Origin of the sequence: Chryseobacterium hilariae, assembly GCF_051400735.1 — a bacterium.
Lineage (GTDB): Bacteria > Bacteroidota > Bacteroidia > Flavobacteriales > Weeksellaceae > Chryseobacterium.
Map to the genome: position 1 here is coordinate 1,454,804 of NZ_JBLFFJ010000001.1, position 19,391 is coordinate 1,474,194.

Sequence of the window (19,391 nt, forward strand, 5' to 3'; positions counted from 1 at the left end):
ATTATGAGTGTAGTAGCGAGACAGGGCTTCAAATATTCCATCATAGGTTATATTGGTTTTCTGCTGGGTACCATATCCGCCATTTTTATCTTTCCGTACAATTTCGAATTTTATGGGAAACTCCGCTATATCCTGCCTACTGCCGAGATGCTGGTTCCTGTTGTAGTATTGGGAATCTCCTACTCCAACGTGAAGTTTTTCCACAGGGTGGAAAAAGACGGTAAGAAACAGAATATGCTTTCGTTATCGCTGCTTACGGTATTTGTTAATTTTATCATTTTTACGGGTGTGTTTTTTGTACTTCCTTATGTTTTTCCAAAATTCAGACATTCTGAGGCATGGAAATTAAAGGAAATGATCCTTCCACTTATCCTTATCCTTTCTTTCTGTGCAATCCTTAATAAATATACTTCCAATTATAAAAGAATTGTAGTTTCCAATATTTTTGACAATCTATTTCCCAAGATAGCTAATCTGGGAGCTTTCTGCCTGTTTGCTTATTTTTTACTGTCTCAGAAGATAGCGTTTGCTTTCTTTTTTGGAATGTTTGCTCTGATGCTTTTCGGATATGTTTACTACACGAACAAACTTGAAAAAATAAAGCTGGACTTTAATACGGATTATTTCAGGAAGGATAATTTCTGGAAAGAATTTTTCAATTACAGCTTTTTCGGGTTCCTGGGAACTTTCGGAAATTATCTGGCGATCAACAGCTTTATGATCGGTGAGTTTATGGGAATGGAGGAAGTAGGAATCTATTCTGTTCTGTATGCTCTGATCTCCCTGATCTCAATTCCACAGCTGGGACTGTTCAACATCTCCGCCCCGATCATCAATAAAACCCTGGTTGAGGGTGACATGGAGGAACTTGACAGGTTTCATAAAAAAACATCATTATCCTTATATTTTTTAGGCGCGGTTTTGTTTTCATGCATTATGGTAGGTTTTCCTTATCTGACTGAATTTATGCCTAAAAACGGGACAATGCTGAGAGAATATGAGCCTGTAGTATGGATCTGGGGTTCTGCGGTTTTAATTGACCTGGCGACAGGTTTTAACGGGAACATTATTTCACTTTCAAAATATTACAGATTCAATATCCTGATCATGCTTCTTCTTGCAGGGCTTACCATTGGACTGAACTATTATTTCATTAAAAATACGGATCTGAAACTAATCGGTATTGCTTTATCTACAGCTATTTCACTCACGACTTACAATGTCATCAAGATCGCGTTCAATTATTTTGTTTTCAAAGTTTCGCCGCTTACGATTGAAATGATCTTCGTTTCCATCATCTGTACTTTAGCCATTACAGTGGCGATTGTTTTACCAACTTTCCACAATAATTTCATCAACCTGATCTACAAACCAGCTGTTGTTCTGGTATTGATCTACATCGGAAATTATTTCACCAAAGTATTCCCACTCGATGAGTATCTGAATGCAAGATTTATTAAAAGTATTTTTAAATTTAAATAGAGATTAAACCAGAAAGAACATCTTCCAATTTTTTCAGAACTGACTTTTTACTGTAGTGTTCCTGGAAATTGAAGCGCGTATTTTTAAGGGTTTTAAACTGCTCCAGGATATTGTCCGCCTCAGGAACAGTAAATTCTAATTTCGAAGGGTAATCTTTAGGAAAAACGGCTATTTTGCCATATTTAATGGCATCACCTAAGTTTCCAGTCATTTTTGTCCTGCCATAGATTTCTTCCCGGCTGAAAAACTCTGTTTTCTGCTGAATCGGGCACCACAAAACGTCCGCATTCTGCATCCATTTCTCAAAATCATCATGGGAAACCCGGTCTGAAAAATATTGAATAGAGATATTCTCAGGAAGTTTTTGAGACAGTTCTTCCAGCTGCTTCAGCTCTTCATGTTTAGCCTTTCCCAGAAATATAAATTCACATTTCGCTTCAGCTTTTAAATTTTGAATGGTTTTAAAAACGTGATGGTAATCTCTTCTTGTTTGTGAAACACCTCCCGGAATCACAATGGAAAGGCCGCAGGTTTCCTGCTTTTCAAAACTTTTGGTGTAAAAAAGAGGCATAAACTTATAAATATCTGATGAAAACTCTTCATCCAATACCAATAAATTCTTAGCATTTCTGTACGCTTTTGAAGTATAAAAAAGACCTTCTTTCCACCAAAGCTTCAGCCGGTAAATTATATCTCCCTTAAAAATACTTTTTATCAAAGCACCTTTTGAAGCTACCGAAAAATTCATATTATGAACAATAACAGATACATTATATTTCTGAACCAATGCATGAAAAGTATTGAAATACCGGTGAACCGTTCCAATAATGATCAGATCATACTTTTTTAATTTCAACTGTTCCATGATCATGGAACTGTCAGATAAAAATACTGTTTCTCCATCCTCTACCACCAAATCTTTGATCTTTTTCGAAAAATAATAATCTACACTAAATTCCGAAGAATCCTTCATAATATCCATGAAAGCCTGCGCAATCTCTGCGTGGGTATCTATTTCTATGTAGGCAATTTTTTTCAATTAGGGTTTAGGGTTTAGGGAAAGTGGAAATATGGATTTAAATATGGGATTTATCTTTTTACATTTTCAGCCATTTTCTCCTTAGCATTTCCCATCGTTTATCGTTGATGGCTTTCTGCTCTTCTTTGGAGATCTTCAGTTCCAGTTTGGCTGTTTTGCAGGCTTCGTAAGCTTTAATGATCTTAAAGAAAAAAGAAACGGATCTGCTCTTCGCAGCTTCCTTTGAAGAAGCAATGTAGGCAAGAAATCTGTTCAGACCTAAAAAATAGAAATATCTGCCGTAATAATCTGCCGGTCTGATTGTATAATCCGCACCTTTTACTTTGATCAGTTTTACCTGCAGCTCAGGAAGGACTACTTCTTTCCAGCCCAGGTTTTCCAAAAGAATGGAATCAATATTGTCCCAGCCCAGCGTTTCTCTCAATCCTCCGATCTGAACAAAACATTCTTTGCGGTACGCTTTCATAGGACCTCTTACATGATGCTTATTCGAATTCCCTTCATATACCCAGCCTCCATCTTTTTCCACATATAACAAACCTCCGACAAGCCCATATTCAGAATTGTTTTGAAAAGCGTGTTCTACTGTTTCCAGATAATTTCCGGGAAGAATTATATCAGCATCAAATTTACAGATAATATCAAATTCCTCTATATTCTGAGCTTTTAATCCGTTTTTGAATGCACTCACCACTTTAGAACCCGGCTGATGGGCAGATTTCTGAAGTTCCACTGCCTCAAAACGGGAATCATTTTCTGTATATTTTCTGATTACTTCGGACGTTCTGTCTGTAGACCCGTCGTTAACTACCACGGCTTTGAAATCCTTAAAGCTTTGCTGCTGTAAAGAATCCAGTGTGAATGAAAGATTTCCTTCTTCGTTATGTGCAGGAATTATGATTAAAAACCTCAAGCCTTTAAGTTTATAGATGATAAATAAGCGATAACTGTTGATGAGTGTAATTCATTCAGATCAGTTATCGCTTATATTATTTTATTTGTTATGCGGTTTCAGCATGTTTTTAGGATCCAGAATCTCATCGAGTTTTTCCTGGGAAAGAACTCCTTTTTCCAAAACAAGATTATAAACGCTGTTTCCGGTTTCCAGAGCTTCTTTCGCAATCTCCGTAGACTTTTTGTATCCAATGTATGGGTTAAGCGCCGTTACAATACCGATACTGTGTTTTACCATATTCAGACAGATTTCTTTATTAGCTGTAATTCCTACAACACATTTTTCGCGAAGCGTATCTAAAGCATTGCAAAGGAAGTTGATGTTTTCCATGATTGCATGGGAAAGTACAGGCTCCATTACGTTAAGCTGCAACTGCCCGGCTTCTGCAGCAAAGGTTACGGTAAGATCATTTCCAAATACTTTAAAGCAAACCTGGTTTACCACTTCCGGGATAACAGGGTTCACTTTTCCAGGCATAATGGATGATCCTGGCTGCATCGGAGGAAGATTGATCTCAAATAATCCGGCTCTTGGACCTGAAGAAAGCAGTCTCAGATCATTACAGATCTTTGAAAGTTTCACGGCAAGACGTTTTGTAGCGGAAGAATAGATTACATAAGAACCTGTATCCGGTGTTGCCTCAACCAGATCCGGTGCAGAAATAACAGGAAAGCCGGTGATCTGAGCGAGGTTTTTCGCGCAAAGGGTTGCATAGCCCACAGGAGCGTTCAGTCCCGTACCAATGGCGGTTGCACCCATATTCACTTCTACAAAAAGGCTGGCATTGTTATTTAATTTAGAAATATCTTCTTCCAAAGTGGCTGCATAAGCTTCAAATTCCTGGCCTAAAGTCATTGGAACAGCATCCTGAAGCTGGGTACGACCCATTTTGATTACATCATGGAACTCTTTTCCTTTGGCACGGAAAGCTTCAACGATCTTTTCAAGTTTTTCAACAAGCACGATGTTCATATGTAACAGTCCCATTTTGATCGCTGTAGGATAAGCATCATTGGTGGATTGGGAAAGATTGATATGGTCATTTGGTGAACAAAATTCATATTCACCTTTATTTTTTCCTAATTTTTCTAAAACAATGTTGGCGATCACTTCATTCGCATTCATATTGATTGAAGTTCCGGCTCCTCCCTGGATCATGTCCACAGGAAACTGCTCATGGTATTTTCCGGCTACAATTTCATCGCATGCTTCCGCTATTTTGAAGTACAGGTTTTCATCAAGCAGACCCAATTCATAATTGGTTTTTGCTGCGGCTTTTTTAACAAAAGCCAGACCTTTGATAAAATCCGGATATGAAGACAGAAGCTGTCCCGAAATTTTGAAGTTATCGATCGCTCTCTGCGTCTGCACGCCGTAATATGCATCTGCAGGCACATTGAGTTCGCCTAACAGATCACTTTCTTTTCTGAAATTTTCCATTACAGATATTTTAGCTGTTTTTTATTTTTAAATATAGCAAAAACGCATCTTAACCGATGCGTTTTAATCATTATTTCGCTGGATATTTTTGATTTAAAGCCTGAAGAATTGCCCATGTTTCGGCATCCATGATTCCGTCATAATTCTGCGGACGGAAATGGTACTGCAAAGCTTCGATGGTTCTTTTTGTTGCATCATCCCACTTTCCGCTCAAATCCACATAATATCCGAATTTCTGCAATGCCGTCTGGATAGCAAAGATAAAGGAAGGATCATTATACTTTAAGGGTACTTCTTCCTCTGCCAGAGCTAAGAAGTTCTGTTTTACGGCTTCATCATACCACATTCCAAGCTGGTATTCATCATACAGCTTTTTCCATGGAAACATAGGTCCGGGATCCTGCTTTCTTGTTGGGGCAATATCTGAATGAGCCAGGACATTGGTTGCCGGGATTTGGTATCTGTTGACAATATCTTTAGCCAAAGCAGCCACTTTTTTTACCTGCTCATCACTGAATGCTGCAAATATTTTTTTCCCTTCAGCATCTGATGTATATCCAGTATTAACGATTTCAATGCCTATTGAAGTATCATTAAGGTTTTTATCATTTCGCCAGTTACTTACTCCGGCATGATAAGAACGTTTATTCTCGTCAACCAGCTGATAGATCTCATTGTCTCCGGTATTATTAACCAGGTAATGGGCGCTTACACCCTGTTGGGTAAGAACCGTAATGGATTTATCATCAGCCAGCGCTGTATAATGTAATATAAGATAACGCTGTCTGAAGTTCTGTGCTATAGCTGGAAAATATGTCTTTACAACTTTATACCCTGCCGGCTTTGCTGAAACAATAGAACCGTAACTTGCCGTATTGTCATTTTTTGCCGGATCAGCAAGATTGGTTGTAAAAAATTCTACTCCGCGTTCATTGGTAATTTTAGGTTTTGCAGTTGTAACTACCGGAGCTTTAACTGCCGGTTTTGCCTGTGATACCGGGGCTTTTGGCTTGTAGGTATTTTTTTTAACATTCTGCTGGGAAGTACATGAAAAAACAAAAGTACTTAATCCAATGATATATAATGTCTTACGCATCAGTTTAATTTTTTAATCATTTATCTGCTCAAAAATACGCAAATTTTTCTTGAATTTTATTTGGTAAATAAAGAAATCTATTCTATATTTGCACTCGCAATAACGGAACAACGATCATTAAAAAATAAGAAAAAAGGAGGGTTGCCAGAGTGGTTAATGGAGCAGTTTGCTAAACTGTCGACGTGCAAGCGTCGCAAGGGTTCGAATCCCTTACCCTCCGCATTTTTTTCTTACCAATATATTCTCGGGGCGTAGCGTAGTCCGGTCATCGCGCCTGGTTTGGGACCAGGAGGTCGCAGGTTCGAATCCTGCCGCCCCGACTGTTTTAGTAATTTTCTCAAAATTATTTAATGGGTGCGTAGCTCAGCTGGATAGAGCATCTGCCTTCTAAGCAGACGGTCTCAGGTTCGAATCCTGACGCGCTCACTTAATGACACCATTAGGACAATTTAGGCCAAATGGTGTCATTTTATTTATAAACACCTATCAATCAATCCATTTAAAGTATTTTACACCCTTTTTCTTTATTTTCCAAACATAATTTATTTCTTAAAAAGACAAATATTTTATCTTTTTTAAACGATTTTTAGCCTAAAGCTCTTTATTATTGATACGAACCTGACAGGATTCGAACCTTTTCAAAAATATTAAATAATTGAAAGTCAATCATATACAAAATAAGCCTGCTCCTATGGAACAGTGGGTTCGAAAAGACAGGCCCATCAAGTTATCTATACAGGATTTTGAACATCTTAAAAACAGAATAAAGCATTGATAATCAATACTTAAAATCAATACAACTTAATCAACTTTAAAACAATTTAAACTTACTCTGGAAAATCAAAAGCTAATGTTCATACGTTTATTTTAAATGTTTTTCAAATTATGTTCATACCCTAAAAAATATAATTCTTTTAAAAATTCAACTATTGTTTGCTCTGTCTGCTGACCATGGATTTCTTTGATTTTCGATCCTGGAGCAGTTAATCCAAATATGCCCTTAACACTTTCTGATAGCATTTTATCAATATTCCCTTCCATTACCATTACTTTCTCCGGAAAAAATAATCTGATGATCTTTTGCTTAGTTATTGTGTCTGAATTTTCATAAAAATCTCCTAAGTGGTTAATTACATAATCAGTCCCTTTCTCGGTATGTTTTTCTGCTGCTATTTTCAAAGCTTCTTCTCTTAATTTCTCAGTATAATCTTTTAAAGATTCCTGGCAGCGGATTCTTATCAACATATAATCATCATAATCAATATTTCCATTTGAAAATAGCTTTTGTGCATTGAATCCCCTATCAATCAATTTTTCCATTTCTTTCTTTATTTCCTCTTTTTTCTGGGTATAGTCTTGATGTTCTTCCTTATAAATTTCCTTGGAGACACTATTGGCAAGTTCTAAAAATGGTTCTACCACTCTACTCTTCTTAAGGAACGAAAGAAAGCTCAAATTGATAAAGTCGGCCCTTACCCGATATGAACAATTTCCCATACAGTGGTAATAATAATATTTTTTAATGCGACCTTGTGAGCCACTTCCGGTAAGTGTTTTTCCACAATTAGGACATTGTAAGACACCTCTAAAAATTAGATTTTCATTAACAATTCTTTTTGAAGTTAACTTTTTAGGATGACTCAAATCTGTATCGTTAATTATTCTTTGAACCTGTTCAAATAAAACTACGGGTATAAGACGTTCATGAGTTCCTTCAACAAGTTTTCCAGGTTTATCTTCAAATGCCGGAACTTTAATTTTACCACAATAAATAGGATTTCTTACCAATCGGTAAAAAGCACTTCGACTGCATTTAAAGCCTTTTGATAAAACTTCTTTGTATATGTCGGTTAAACAGTATTTATTTTGTCTTGCTATAGTTGTAAAAACTTCACGGATAAGATATGCTTCAGGTTCATAGATAGCTATATATTTTTGTCCATTAGGATTAATTTGATTTCTATATCCTAAGGGGGCTTTGTTTATCCATCTTCCTTCTAATCTTGCTTTTTGCATTCCCAAACGTACGTTACGGCTTCTTTTATCATTTTCTACTTCGGACGTAGCCCAATATATTGCCAGCATAATTTTACTTTCCGGAACTGAAAAGTCTATAGGCTGCTCAATAGCCTGGATAGAGACCTTCATATTCTGTAATTTTTCTAACATCTTGTAGGCGTCCATAATATTACGGCTGAATCGATCCCAATAAGTAAAGAGAATAAGTGAAGAATGATTTTTAGTAAGCCTAAGCTTAGTGAACAGTCTGTTCCATTCTGGTCGGTTAAAAGTTCTTGCAGAATAATCCTCGAAAATAGTTTCTGTAATAATTAGATTGTTATATTTACAATAATGCACAAGCCGTTCCAACTGGCTGCGTTGGGAATATCCTTTTACAGCCTGTTCATCAGTACTGACTCGTATGTACAGATAAATGGCTTGCATGGCATGGGTGGGAGTTATTGTAAATCCTTATTGTATTAATAAAGCTCCTATATAAAACGAAAAACAGAACAGTTTATTTGACGAGTTTATATATATTTTAATAAAATAGCTTTTATGCTTCACTCAGATTTTGTTTTACTGGATGATAATAGCAGAATTTATATTTATTGCAGAATCATGGCAGTAATTTGAGAATGATTAAATTTATGGGTTTTGTACTATTTTGAAAAGGATGGTTCGGTCTACCATGGTATTATTTAAAAATACACCAGTATTATTCCCTGTTGATACCGCATAAGACACCGAGCGAAGATGATTCGTATTGTCTCCACATGCGAATACATTATCTAGTGCAATTATTCGTATATTGTCCCTAACAAAAAATAACAGGATTCAATGAGACCAAAAGAGCTAGTAGAACGATGGATTGAATTATTTAATGCGGGAGATGTAGATAAGATATCTGAATTATATCATTTGGATGCTATCAATCACCAGATAGCCAACACCCCAGTTGAAGGTAAGGCTGCTATTCAAGAAATGTTTGCAGCTGAATTCATTAATGCTGAAATGACTTGTATTCCTGAAAATATTTTCGAAGATGGTGATTGGGCAATATTAGAATGGAAAGATCCCCTTGGATTAAGAGGCTGCGGCTTTTTTAATGTGATCGATGGAAAAATTAAATTTCAACGAGGCTATTGGGATAAACTTTCATTTTTGAAAATGCATAATCTTCCAATCCCAATTGAATAACCCAGGATAGATTATAAAGCAGTAAGAAATGCTGTAAACCCAAATACGATCCCAGGCAAATTCGCTATTGCAACCGGCCAGTCACGTTTTGGTTTTCTTAGCAAACCATACACCAACCAAAATGTACAGTTGATAGATGCGACCAAAGGTTGTATCCAATCTCCTTTATCTCCATTGAGGTTATTGCTGATCTGTGGAATATATGAAACATACATTGCAACAGCGGTCACAGTCGCAACCCATCCTAAAATAGTGTAAAATCGGTTATTCATCGCGGCTAAATATTTTATACAATATAATGAAAAATTTAGCTCTTTCTCAGCGGAGCAGACTGTAGGGCAATGATCTGTGTAGCTTTCTTTTTGTTTTCCCTAAGCTGACACCTTAATGTGGTAAGCAATACGAAATGACGGTAGATGATCTGTTGATGCAGATCTTTTTCCTCTATTTTATCATCCGTCCTTATAAATCTTTTACAGGATGCCAAAGCTACGCCTATTATTGATGATTGCCCTATACATGTGGTCTGCTTCCAGCTACGGTTATAAGTCTGAGTTTTTTTAAATCCGGTATAAATGCAGCGGTTGTCGAAAGTGTTTCAACCGGAACCCATACAATAGCCAGCCACTTCCACCCAGAAAATAAAACAGCCGCGTTGGGACGATACTTAAAATATGCATCTATAAATTTTCGTCTTGGTCCAAGGAATGAAATGGTAAAGTTTATAATGTGAGGCTATATTCATGAATAATTTTAATTTTTTGATGAAAATTTACTGATCAGGATACCGACCAATACAACGGTGTAAAACTGGCCGGCAATCCCTATGAAAGCCGTAATCAGTTTTGTAACATGGGTATTGGGAGTGATATCTCCAAATCCAATACTTGTAAAAGTAATGGAACAGAAATATACCAGATCCATAAAGGTAAGAGCAGGTGATGATATATTAACGCCTTTAAAAGAGGCTGCATCACAGTACTGGAAAAACTGCAGTGAAAAAACCGAGATTTCTATTAGCAACATATATCCGCATATGGAAGCAGAAATAATATCTGTATTGATATATCCCGGCTTTATCAGGAACCTGAGCACTTCAACTAAAAGAAAGCAGAAAAAAACCACATAGTTGATATTTAAAAATGCGAAATACCATAAGACATCTTTAAAAAACGGAATACCAACTGGTAGCAATAAAATAACAATAAAGTGCAGATTTCTGAACCAATGCCTCCAGCTGTGTACTCCTGTAAACAGGAAGATAGATCCCACACCTAGCATCAGCATATTGACCGGCCATATAACATGGGTATAAAAATCCATATCTGTAAGAAATATTCCAACAAATAAATGCTGCAGCAGGGCCAATAAAAGGATCTCATATTTCCTTTCCCCTAATTTGTGAATGATCATTTATCGACTCATCTTTAATCAACAATAGAAAAGTTAGCTATGATTACCCAAAAACACTCAGGTTTTTAGCAATATCTTTATCAGCATACGGTGGAAAAACATCTAATTCAAGATCCGGATTCCCGATTAACATGGCTTTGGTATTGCTTAATGCATCAAATCCCGCTTTTCCATAATATTTTCCCATCCCGGAATAACCTACTCCTCCAAACGGAAGGCTGTCTATCCAGCAATGCAGGTTGGTCTGATTGATACACCCTCCTCCAAATGAAACAGAGTTCAGGAAATAATCAATGTTTTCCTGGTTTTTACTAAAAATATAGGCGGCCAGTGATTTTGGTTTTCTTTTAATAATATCTACTATTTCTTTAAAATCGGAGTAGACCATTACAGGTAGAACCGGATCAAAAATCTCCTGTTGCAAAGCGGGATCTTCCCATGTGCTCGGGTACAGGATCGTTGGTTCCACATACCTGTCCTTGATATCATATCTTCCTCCTAAAACTACTTTTTCAGGGATAATATAAGAAGCTACCCTTTCCGCATCGTGCTCACTGATCATTCTCGCTAAATCAGGGCTTTGCTGCGGATCTTCACCATACATTTTTATGGTTGATTTTTTCAGTTTGTCTATAAAAATATCTGCAATACTTTCATGCACATATACATACCCCGGAGCAATACACCATTGTCCTGAAATGGCATTGTGCCCCCATGAAATTCGGTCTACGGCAATATCCAGATTCGCAGTTTCATCCACAACAGTAGGATTCTGGCCTCCCAGTTCCAAAATTACTGGTGTAAGATTTTCTGCGGCGGCTCTCATGATTACTTTTCCCACTGCTGAGCTTCCGGTGAAAAAAATAAAATCAAAGGGAAGTTTTAACAGTTCGGTGATTTCTTCACGTCCCCCGGTTACTATATTAACGGCTTCCGGTTCAAAGTACTTGGGAATAAGTTCTGCAAAAAGTTTGGCCACGGCTGGCGTTGTATTGGCAGGTTTAAGGATCACAGGATTTCCGGCGGCCAGTGCCGCGATTGCAGGATCTAACAGCAGTAAGATTGGCGCGTTAAATGGTCCTATAACCAATGTTACCCCAAAGGGTTCTTTATAAATGATTCCTTTATTCCCTGTTTTTTCAAGTCCTTCAGGTATGGAAACCTGCTGCGGAACCATTAATTGCTGAAGATTTTCTTTATAGTATTTTATATTGCCTAGCGGTACAGTAATCTCAAAAAGCTGTTCAAAGGGCGGTTTATTAAAATCGGTCTTTAATGCCTGGCAAAATACTTCCTGATTTTCGGTAAACATTTTTTCCAGTCGGTTGAGCTGGTCTATCCGCCACTCATAGGTTTTGGTGGCATCTGTATAGAAAAATTCTTTCTGTATATCAAAAATTGACTGATATTTGTTCATCATTTTAGGTTTTAGTTTTTAATTGGCTTGGCCTATATCAAGACGGCAAATTTTACCATCTGCATCGAAATGAAATTTAAAATAGGTTCTAAAATCTCCCCAGCTTTCCGTATGAAAGTTTCCATAGATCTCTTTTCCTTCATTTTCTACTTTATCAATGCTTGTAAAGCGCTCGTGTCCACATGCATCTTTTACAAAATTTTGAAAATCTCTCGGACTTCCGTCATCAAATAGTTTTGCGTCTGTTGTGAAATATGATAAGAAACTCTGACTGTCACCTTTCTGCCATGCCTCAAAAGCTTCATATACGATATTGTTTGTTAATCTGCTGATATCCATATTATAATTTTTTTGTTGTGTTTTATTGGTCTTGTTATTTTTTGGAGAATTCTGCTGTCCGCAGGCTGCAAAGCAGAGCAGACACACTGCAGCAGTAATTATTATGCTTTTCATTATGTGCTTTTTAAAGGGTATTGCAGGTGCATTCCCTCTTCTATTCCAGATATCCAACACCAGATGATCGGCATCTGCTTCCGAATGTGCATAATTTATAATCAATTTGCCACCTGTTAAGGCAAGTGTTTTTGCTATAACTGCTCCGATACCCTTTGATGCCCCCTGTGAAAATAATAACCTTCCCTGTTATTCTCTCCCGATTTACATGGTGACAATAAGAAAAATCTGGACAACTATAACAAAGCTAGTTAAGCATCCAGATTCTTTCTTATTAATCATTATAACCAGAGTTGTGCTAAGTTATTCAGACAAAGCTTCGATGACCAGTTGCGACGCCAAGTAGCTGCTGTGCTGTTGTTGGGCAGTGATCAGTCTGCCATCCCGTACAGCAAAAGGCTCCAATGCTCCCGCTACTTCAAAAGTAGTATTTGAATTTTTGCGGGCCTCAGTTTCAATAGTGTACTCATTCACCGTCATCCCGAACATCTGGTTGATCATTGCTTCTTCGCTGTCAGCGAAGCCTGTCCAGGTTTTCCCATCAGCCAATAAAGTGCCATCGCTTAAACGCGTCCATAACAACAATGATGTTCCATGACAAATCAGGCAGGTAACTTTACCAGCTTCATAAAAATCTGCTATAAGCTTATGCAATTTTGCATCATCTTTGAAGGTGATCAAAGGAGCTCCACCGCCTGCTACACAAACAGCATCATAGTCATTTACATTAATTTCGGAGATTGCTTTGGTATTTTGCATCCACTTTCCAAATTCATTGTGGTGCACAAAACCAATACTTATCAAATCGTTGGGATAGGCTCCCTCCGGGTTTTCAGGATTACTGTGTCCATCAAATTTAACCGCTCCGCCATTGGGCGAGGCAACATCCACATCATAACCTGCAATGATAAAATCATAAAAGGGTCTTGTCATTTCTTCAGCGAAAAAGCCTACCTCCATACTATGAAGATGAGCAGTATTGGAAACAAGACACAAAATTTTTTTCTTCGGATAACTATGTTGTCCGTGTTTTCTGATTACATTATTCATTTATTATATTTTAAATGGAAAAATAGGTGCATCAGAGCACCCAATTGCTGAAATTATAACATTATCTAGTGGTATATCCACCATTTGCAAAAATGGTCTGACCCGTGATCCACCATCCATCCGTAACTAAAAACTCCACTAGCGGAGCGATATCTTTGATATCAGTCAATCCTCCCAATGCTGAAGCTGACTTATGATACGCAACGGCATCTTCGGTTTCCTGTCCATAAAAGAAAGGAGTGTCCATTGGTCCCGGCGCAACGGCTGTTACCGAAATCCCTCTTGCTCCAAATTCTTTAGATGCAGCTCTTGTAAAATGCTCTACAGGCGCCTTTGCACCTGCGTAAGTTGAATAAAGTCCTGTATATGCTGCCAATAGCGATGTCACGATAGTACAGATCTTACCATGATCATTTACTTTCTTTCCTGCTTCCTGTAAAAAGAAATAAGCAGATTTGGAATTAATCCCAAACATTGCGTCATACTCTTCTTCAGTAGTTTCAACAAATGGTTTTTTTAGGACCATTCCTACGGTATTGATGGCAATATCAACACCTCCAAATCTAGAGATGGTTTCATCAAAAAAACGGGTAACATTTTCTACTTTGGTTAAATCACCCTGAAACAAAAATGCCTCACTTCCTAAAGCCTGCACTTCTGATAACGTCTTTTCACTTTCACCTTTAGAACTTTCACTATTATAGTGGATTGCTAATTTTGCGCCCTTGGCAGCAAAATCTCTGCTCAATAAACCGCCAAGGTTTTTTCCTCCTCCGGCTATCAAGACAACTTTGCCTTTTAAATCATTGTGTTTCATAAATATATCTTTTATTTACACAAATCTAATTAAACGGACGGAATATTCCGTCCGTTTAATTGTTAAAAAAACATTAAATAACGTAAGTTTCGGTAAGGATTCTTAGTAAATAGTAATAAATCAACTTCATACACGAATTCTCACGTTTTCAGGGTAATTCTTTCAGGTTTCAAAACGTGAAAAATAAATTTAATAGAAATATTTATGGAATTTATAAGCTGTATTATTAAAAACAGTATTAATATTATGAATATCAATTAAATAATTTAGCATTACTATTTCTTATTCAGAACTTACTTTAAAAACTGATAGCGTCCCAACACATCTGAACAAACATATCGACAATATCTTCATTGATCTCCATATTTTCATCAAGAGCCCACAAAATCCATCCATTTATCGTGCTAAAAGTAAAAAGTCGAAGGCGCCGGGCCGATAAAGGCTTGAACATGTTTTCCTGCAATCCCATTGCATATAATTCATCAAATACAAGAAAATCTTTCATTGCTATTTCATGAATCTCCTTTGTTAAAATAGGTGAAGCTGCAAACTGATATGAAAATTGAAACTCCAATGGGTGTTCCAAAAAATAATAAATTACCTTCCTCCAGAGGTAATCAAACTGTTCTCGAATACTTCCTTGAGGTATATAACTTTTGAAAACATATTCGGATTCTTCTGATTTTTGCTGGATCCATATCTGTTGCACAATATCTTCCTTACTGGTAAAATTTCGATAGACGGTACCTATTCCTACCTTAGCTTCAGCAGCAATCTGGGCAATAGTTACGGCATGCACACCATGAAGAACAAAAAGTTTAAGCCCTGCATTTAAAATTTGTATTCTTTTCAAATTAATATGATTATTCTTCAAATCTACTAAAAATATATTTTCATACTTACCGTCTAATCCATCAAAGACAATGATTGAGGTTACCAAAATATTGAAGAGGAACCCTCTTTGAGGTCTTTGCAAAATCCAACAAATAAAATCATCTTCATAGATAGTGTAAATTAATAAATAACAAAACTCCGCCACGAGACTTCTACTTGATCCATAAAATACGAATACTTTCTTTGCCTTACATAATTATGAAACTATATTCATAAGCATTATTTTATAGTACTATTAGAAATCATGGCTACTTTAGTGCATCGGAAAACTGAGCTGCGGTTACCTAAATAATTCACCATGAAGATAACTTAATGGATATTTGAAGAAAAAATAGGAATACAAAAGAACGTTCACACACTCCTCCATAATTTATGTAAAACTTTGAGCCATACAAAGTTTACATTATGGAAGCACTATCAAAACAAGATCTTGAAATGTTCCGAATTAGAATGCTTTCGGATTTTCAACAATTATTACAAGATCAAGCAGTAGTTAAAGACGAGTTTGATTGGTTACGAAGTAAAGCGATCCGAAAAATGATGGACATATCCCCTGCCACATTGCAGAATTTAAGGATCACAGGAAAAATTCGCCACAGAAAGGTTATGGGCTCGTATTACTACAATAAAACTGATTTGCTAAAAATGTTTGACGATGAAAACTGATATTGCAAAAAAAGGCTTGATATACCTTGATACTGTGTGTCATGATCCACGTCTTAATGTATGGCATATCTGTTTGCTACTTGCAATTGCCCGCCTAGCATACCGACAAAATGAAAGTAAAATTATACGAGTAAGCAGAAGTAAATTAATGAGTATGTCCCATATAAATACGGCTCCCACTTATCATAAATATTTTAAGGAATTACAGAATTACGGTTATATCAAATATACACCGTCCTATCATCCTGGATATCGTAGTACAATAGAAATATTACAATGATACAATCTAGATGATGTAATTTCTAATTATGAAATCTAATTACCGTTGGTATCCGACATTCGCATATCGGCCATCGGTAACAAATTCATGGCAGTAATTGAAAAATACCCCTTTTGTATCTTCTTGAAAAGGATAGTTCGGATCTTTTTAGAAGCAACAGCTCTTCTGGTATTAAACCATGAGAAACTGATAGAACTATATCAGTCCTTTCCTGAATTCAACTTTATAGGAAGGATTCTAACTGAAATATTTATATTAAAGCTGAGGAAAAAGCAAACGAATAAAATGTTTTTAACGCTATCAGCACAAGTCACTGCAATAAAAGTTCCCTATAGACATCCTTCTTTGTTACTGAATGCTTTTACTTAATACTTGAGAACAAGTTGTGCTGAGCTTGCGAGGCTTAATCAGCAAGCCTTGACATCTATTGGCGAGACTGGTTTTACAATATATAACTTTCCAATATTGCCATCAGTAGCTGTGACTTGCCGTTATTAACGACCAATATTTGACTATATTTGAAAAGCAATTCAACACGCAGTAACTAAATTAAGATAGATATAGATTGTCTGATACAATCAATACCAATAAATGAAAACATGACAGAAATTAAAAATACATACTTAATTTACGGAGTTAGTAAAGGACTTGGAAAAGCAATTTTAAAGTTTTTACCTGATAAAAATGATAAAGTTTTTGGAATATCACGAACTAAACCTTCCTATCCCGAAGCTACAGAGAATAATAATATATGGATACAAGCAGATTTATCAAAATCCCAACAAGCAGTTACCGCCATTAAGGAGGTCATAGGAATAGAAAAAATTGACTATTTAATTTATAATGTTGGAATTTGGGAAAAAACAGGATTTACACCAAACTATAACTTCGAACAATTACACGATAATGAAATAGAGGAAATAATCCACACGAATATTACCTCTTCTCTTCTATCAATTAAATCTCTACTACCGAACCTTAAACTATCTAAAAATGGGAAAATAATAATTATTGGATCAACATTAGGTCTTCAAAACCACAATAAGAAAGAAATAGTTTTTTCAGTTACCAAATTTGCAATCAGAGGAATTATTCATTCATTAAGAACCCATTTGAGAGAACACAGTATAGGAGTAACAGCAGTTAACTTGGGAGATTTAGCTACGGAATATGAATATGAAGAAGGTATAGACATTGTAACTGAAAAACATACAGGGGAGCTAATTCCTCTTGCTGACGCTATTAATGCATTGAAATTTATTATAAGTACATCAAATGCTACTTGCGTAAAAGAAATTAATATGCCATCGATGAAAGATTTGGATATATAAGCTTATATTAGCACTACACCTTCATTATCCTGATATTGAGCTATGCCTTAATTTCACAAAAAAAGCGTTCCACAGACCTCTTTTGATCTATGTGACGTTCTAAAGATTTCTATGGAATTGTTCCCTTCGCTCCTCTGATTTAATACACTCGGGCAAAAGAAAATTGTAAAATCTAAAAATGGTTGTAAATGATTTTAAAAGATATATCAAGTTTAACAGATGTAAAAAAGCAGATTATTATCCATCTGACAGAAGATTTAAACAAAATAGAGAACGTACAGGCTATTGCATTGGGTGGTTCACATGCAACTGGTAGGGCTAATAAAAGCTCGGATATTGACATAGGAGTCTATTATTACGAAAAAGAACCCTTTTCGATCGAAATGATTAGAGAAGTTGCCCGTAAATATGCTATCAATGATGATCATGTAGTAGTCGGTTTTTACGAATGGGGCCCATGGGTAAATGGTGGAGCCTGGATACATACCGAAATAGGAAAAGTAGATATTCTATACCGCAATATCAATCAGATAGAAAATACCATTGCTGATGCTCAATTAGGAAAATGGAAAAATCATTATGAACAACAGCCACCCTACGGATTTACTACAATGATCTATCTGGCAGAGTGCGTATCCTGCGTTCCGTTAATTGATCCACAGCAAATATTACATCGCTTAAGACAAGCCTCAGCCACCTATCCCCAAGCATTAAAAGTAAGTGTTATCAATACAGCTCTTTGGTCTGCCGAATTTACGCTGGCTCATGCACATGGCTTTGCCATGCAAAAGGATATGTATAATCTGTTAGGTTGTTTTACACGTGCTCTAAAAAGTATCTTGGAGGCTTTATTTGCCTTGAATCTAATCTATCCTATCAGTGATAAATCCGCCGTTCAACTGCTTTCAAACATGCCAATAGCTCCAGTGAATCTGGAAGAAAAAGTAAACGCTATTTTGGAGGTTCATCCTGCTTTTGCAGAAAAAAATGTAGTGTCTATCCAAAACTTATTTGCGGAAGTTGTGGCACTCACCAATGGTTTGTACCACTCAAAATTTAGCTTTAAAGAAAAAACCGAATCCTCATACCCGGATGTGCCCACCGAACTTTTCAAGTTTCCCGGTATTAGAGACTGACAGATTGATTCTTCGCAGGCTTTCATTGGGCGATGCTGAAGAAATCTATCAGCTACGTTCAGATGTTGACGTGGCTATACTTACAGGAAGGACACCATGTGCAAATATCGACGAGGCCATTGCATATATTAATAAGATTGATAGTATGATCAATAAAAATGAATGTATATTTTGGGCAGTGTCTAAGCGGGAGAACCCTGATTTGATCGGAGTAGCATGTCTCTGGAACTTTGATATAAAAAAAGGAACTGTAGAAATCGGATATGAATTACTGGAAAAATTTCAGGGTAAAGGGATTATGGGAGAGGTTATTGTCCGGATACTCCAATACGCATTCGATGTAATGGGCGCTGAAACAATAATCGCATTCCCTTCAGGCGAAAACCCATCGTCCGTGAGACTGCTTCAAAAACTGGGATTTGAACTAGCTCCGGGTCATTTTAAAAATACGCACATCAATGTGCCAAATATACTCACCTATATCTTACCTGTCCAAAATAGATCTTAGCCCAATCAGTGACAACCAGTTTTGTTTTTTTAGATTGCCTCGATCCTTAATAAAAATATTGATAAATTACATTAAACCACCCTTAAGAGAGCTCGATCATACTGCTATAATACTCACATCTTAGTATTAAATAAGCTGTATGTCTTCAAAAGAAAATGGACTTTCTCTTAGGGAGTATTTGTTAGTTTAAAGTTATAATAAAAGTTGATTTCC

19 protein-coding genes and 3 tRNA genes are annotated in these 19,391 nt (G+C 36.5%); 9 read left to right on the forward strand and 13 right to left on the reverse strand.

Annotated elements, in window-relative coordinates; genetic code table 11:
• The first annotated feature begins 3 nt into the window (after nt 1-3).
• Nucleotides 4-1,482, forward strand: coding sequence for a lipopolysaccharide biosynthesis protein (locus tag ACMGDK_RS06680; protein WP_436807218.1), 1,479 nt, complete (start codon nt 4-6; stop codon nt 1,480-1,482).
• On the opposite strand, the gene ACMGDK_RS06685 is transcribed toward ACMGDK_RS06680, so the two are convergent.
• The 4 genes from ACMGDK_RS06685 to ACMGDK_RS06700 all read right to left on the reverse strand — a co-directional run bounded on the left by ACMGDK_RS06685 (nt 1,475) and on the right by ACMGDK_RS06700 (nt 6,012).
• On the reverse strand, nt 1,475-2,521 hold the full coding sequence (locus ACMGDK_RS06685; RefSeq protein ID WP_436807219.1) for a hypothetical protein: 1,047 nt from the start codon (nt 2,519-2,521) through the stop codon (nt 1,475-1,477). The two genes, ACMGDK_RS06680 and ACMGDK_RS06685, sit on opposite strands and share 8 nt — an antisense overlap.
• Before the next feature lie 58 nt (nt 2,522-2,579).
• Nucleotides 2,580-3,434, reverse strand: coding sequence for a glycosyltransferase family 2 protein (locus tag ACMGDK_RS06690; protein ID WP_436807220.1), 855 nt, complete (start codon nt 3,432-3,434; stop codon nt 2,580-2,582).
• Nucleotides 3,435-3,515: 81 nt separating this feature from the next.
• The gene (aspA, locus tag ACMGDK_RS06695) at nt 3,516-4,916 is read right to left on the reverse strand and encodes an aspartate ammonia-lyase (RefSeq protein ID WP_436807221.1); all 1,401 of its coding nucleotides are present in this window, start codon (nt 4,914-4,916) and stop codon (nt 3,516-3,518) included.
• A 70-nt stretch (nt 4,917-4,986) separates the two neighbouring features.
• Entirely contained in the window at nt 4,987-6,012 is a 1,026-nt protein-coding gene (locus ACMGDK_RS06700) for an N-acetylmuramoyl-L-alanine amidase (RefSeq protein ID WP_436807222.1), read from the reverse strand.
• A 135-nt stretch (nt 6,013-6,147) separates the two neighbouring features.
• Between ACMGDK_RS06700 and ACMGDK_RS06705 the strand changes: the two genes are divergently transcribed.
• From ACMGDK_RS06705 to ACMGDK_RS06715, 3 genes are all read left to right on the forward strand, one after another.
• A tRNA-Ser gene (locus ACMGDK_RS06705) sits at nt 6,148-6,232 on the forward strand.
• A 25-nt stretch (nt 6,233-6,257) separates the two neighbouring features.
• Nucleotides 6,258-6,332 (forward strand) — tRNA-Pro (locus ACMGDK_RS06710).
• A 32-nt stretch (nt 6,333-6,364) separates the two neighbouring features.
• Nucleotides 6,365-6,438: transfer RNA gene (locus ACMGDK_RS06715), tRNA-Arg, on the forward strand.
• Nucleotides 6,439-6,879: 441 nt separating this feature from the next.
• Here the strand turns inward: ACMGDK_RS06715 and ACMGDK_RS06720 are convergent.
• Complete coding sequence (locus ACMGDK_RS06720; protein WP_436807223.1) at nt 6,880-8,457, reverse strand: recombinase family protein; 1,578 nt, start codon at nt 8,455-8,457, stop codon at nt 6,880-6,882.
• Nucleotides 8,458-8,853: 396 nt separating this feature from the next.
• On the opposite strand from ACMGDK_RS06720, the gene ACMGDK_RS06725 reads away from it, so the two are divergent.
• The gene (locus ACMGDK_RS06725) at nt 8,854-9,213 is read left to right on the forward strand and encodes a nuclear transport factor 2 family protein (RefSeq protein WP_436807224.1); all 360 of its coding nucleotides are present in this window, start codon (nt 8,854-8,856) and stop codon (nt 9,211-9,213) included.
• An 11-nt stretch (nt 9,214-9,224) separates the two neighbouring features.
• Here ACMGDK_RS06725 and ACMGDK_RS06730 read toward each other — a convergent pair whose 3' ends face one another.
• From ACMGDK_RS06730 to ACMGDK_RS06765, 8 genes are all read right to left on the reverse strand, one after another.
• The gene (locus tag ACMGDK_RS06730; RefSeq protein ID WP_436807225.1) at nt 9,225-9,485 is read right to left on the reverse strand and encodes a SemiSWEET family transporter; all 261 of its coding nucleotides are present in this window, start codon (nt 9,483-9,485) and stop codon (nt 9,225-9,227) included.
• Nucleotides 9,486-9,520: 35 nt separating this feature from the next.
• Entirely contained in the window at nt 9,521-9,700 is a 180-nt protein-coding gene (locus ACMGDK_RS06735) for a hypothetical protein (protein WP_436807226.1), read from the reverse strand.
• Between the two features lie 266 nt (nt 9,701-9,966).
• The gene (locus ACMGDK_RS06740; protein ID WP_436807227.1) at nt 9,967-10,626 is read right to left on the reverse strand and encodes an ion channel; all 660 of its coding nucleotides are present in this window, start codon (nt 10,624-10,626) and stop codon (nt 9,967-9,969) included.
• A gap of 43 nt (nt 10,627-10,669) precedes the next feature.
• Nucleotides 10,670-12,046 (reverse strand): aldehyde dehydrogenase family protein, encoded by a 1,377-nt coding sequence (locus ACMGDK_RS06745; RefSeq protein ID WP_436807228.1) that lies wholly within the window; start codon nt 12,044-12,046, stop codon nt 10,670-10,672.
• A gap of 15 nt (nt 12,047-12,061) precedes the next feature.
• Nucleotides 12,062-12,496, reverse strand: a complete 435-nt coding sequence (locus ACMGDK_RS06750; protein WP_436807229.1) for a hypothetical protein — start codon at nt 12,494-12,496, stop codon at nt 12,062-12,064.
• Nucleotides 12,497-12,799: 303 nt separating this feature from the next.
• A complete protein-coding gene (locus ACMGDK_RS06755) occupies nt 12,800-13,546 on the reverse strand; it encodes a type 1 glutamine amidotransferase domain-containing protein (RefSeq protein ID WP_436807230.1) in 747 nt (248 codons plus the stop codon).
• A 61-nt stretch (nt 13,547-13,607) separates the two neighbouring features.
• Nucleotides 13,608-14,363, reverse strand: a complete 756-nt coding sequence (locus ACMGDK_RS06760; protein WP_436807231.1) for an SDR family oxidoreductase — start codon at nt 14,361-14,363, stop codon at nt 13,608-13,610.
• A gap of 298 nt (nt 14,364-14,661) precedes the next feature.
• Nucleotides 14,662-15,402, reverse strand: coding sequence for a TetR/AcrR family transcriptional regulator (locus ACMGDK_RS06765; RefSeq protein WP_436807232.1), 741 nt, complete (start codon nt 15,400-15,402; stop codon nt 14,662-14,664).
• 260 nt (nt 15,403-15,662) lie between these two features.
• Between ACMGDK_RS06765 and ACMGDK_RS06770 the strand changes: the two genes are divergently transcribed.
• The 4 genes from ACMGDK_RS06770 (at nt 15,663) to ACMGDK_RS06785 (ending at nt 19,178) form a co-directional block, all read left to right on the forward strand.
• Nucleotides 15,663-15,923, forward strand: coding sequence for a helix-turn-helix domain-containing protein (locus tag ACMGDK_RS06770; RefSeq protein WP_436807233.1), 261 nt, complete (start codon nt 15,663-15,665; stop codon nt 15,921-15,923).
• Nucleotides 15,924-16,802: 879 nt separating this feature from the next.
• On the forward strand, nt 16,803-17,534 hold the full coding sequence (locus ACMGDK_RS06775) for an SDR family oxidoreductase (RefSeq protein ID WP_436807234.1): 732 nt from the start codon (nt 16,803-16,805) through the stop codon (nt 17,532-17,534).
• A 188-nt stretch (nt 17,535-17,722) separates the two neighbouring features.
• Nucleotides 17,723-18,670 carry a nucleotidyltransferase domain-containing protein gene (locus tag ACMGDK_RS06780; protein ID WP_436807235.1) on the forward strand — a complete coding sequence of 316 codons (948 nt, stop codon included), beginning with the start codon at nt 17,723-17,725 and terminating at the stop codon, nt 18,668-18,670.
• Entirely contained in the window at nt 18,627-19,178 is a 552-nt protein-coding gene (locus ACMGDK_RS06785) for a GNAT family N-acetyltransferase (RefSeq protein ID WP_436807236.1), read from the forward strand. Before ACMGDK_RS06780 ends, ACMGDK_RS06785 begins: the two co-directional genes overlap by 44 nt.
• Nucleotides 19,179-19,391: the final 213 nt, after the last annotated feature.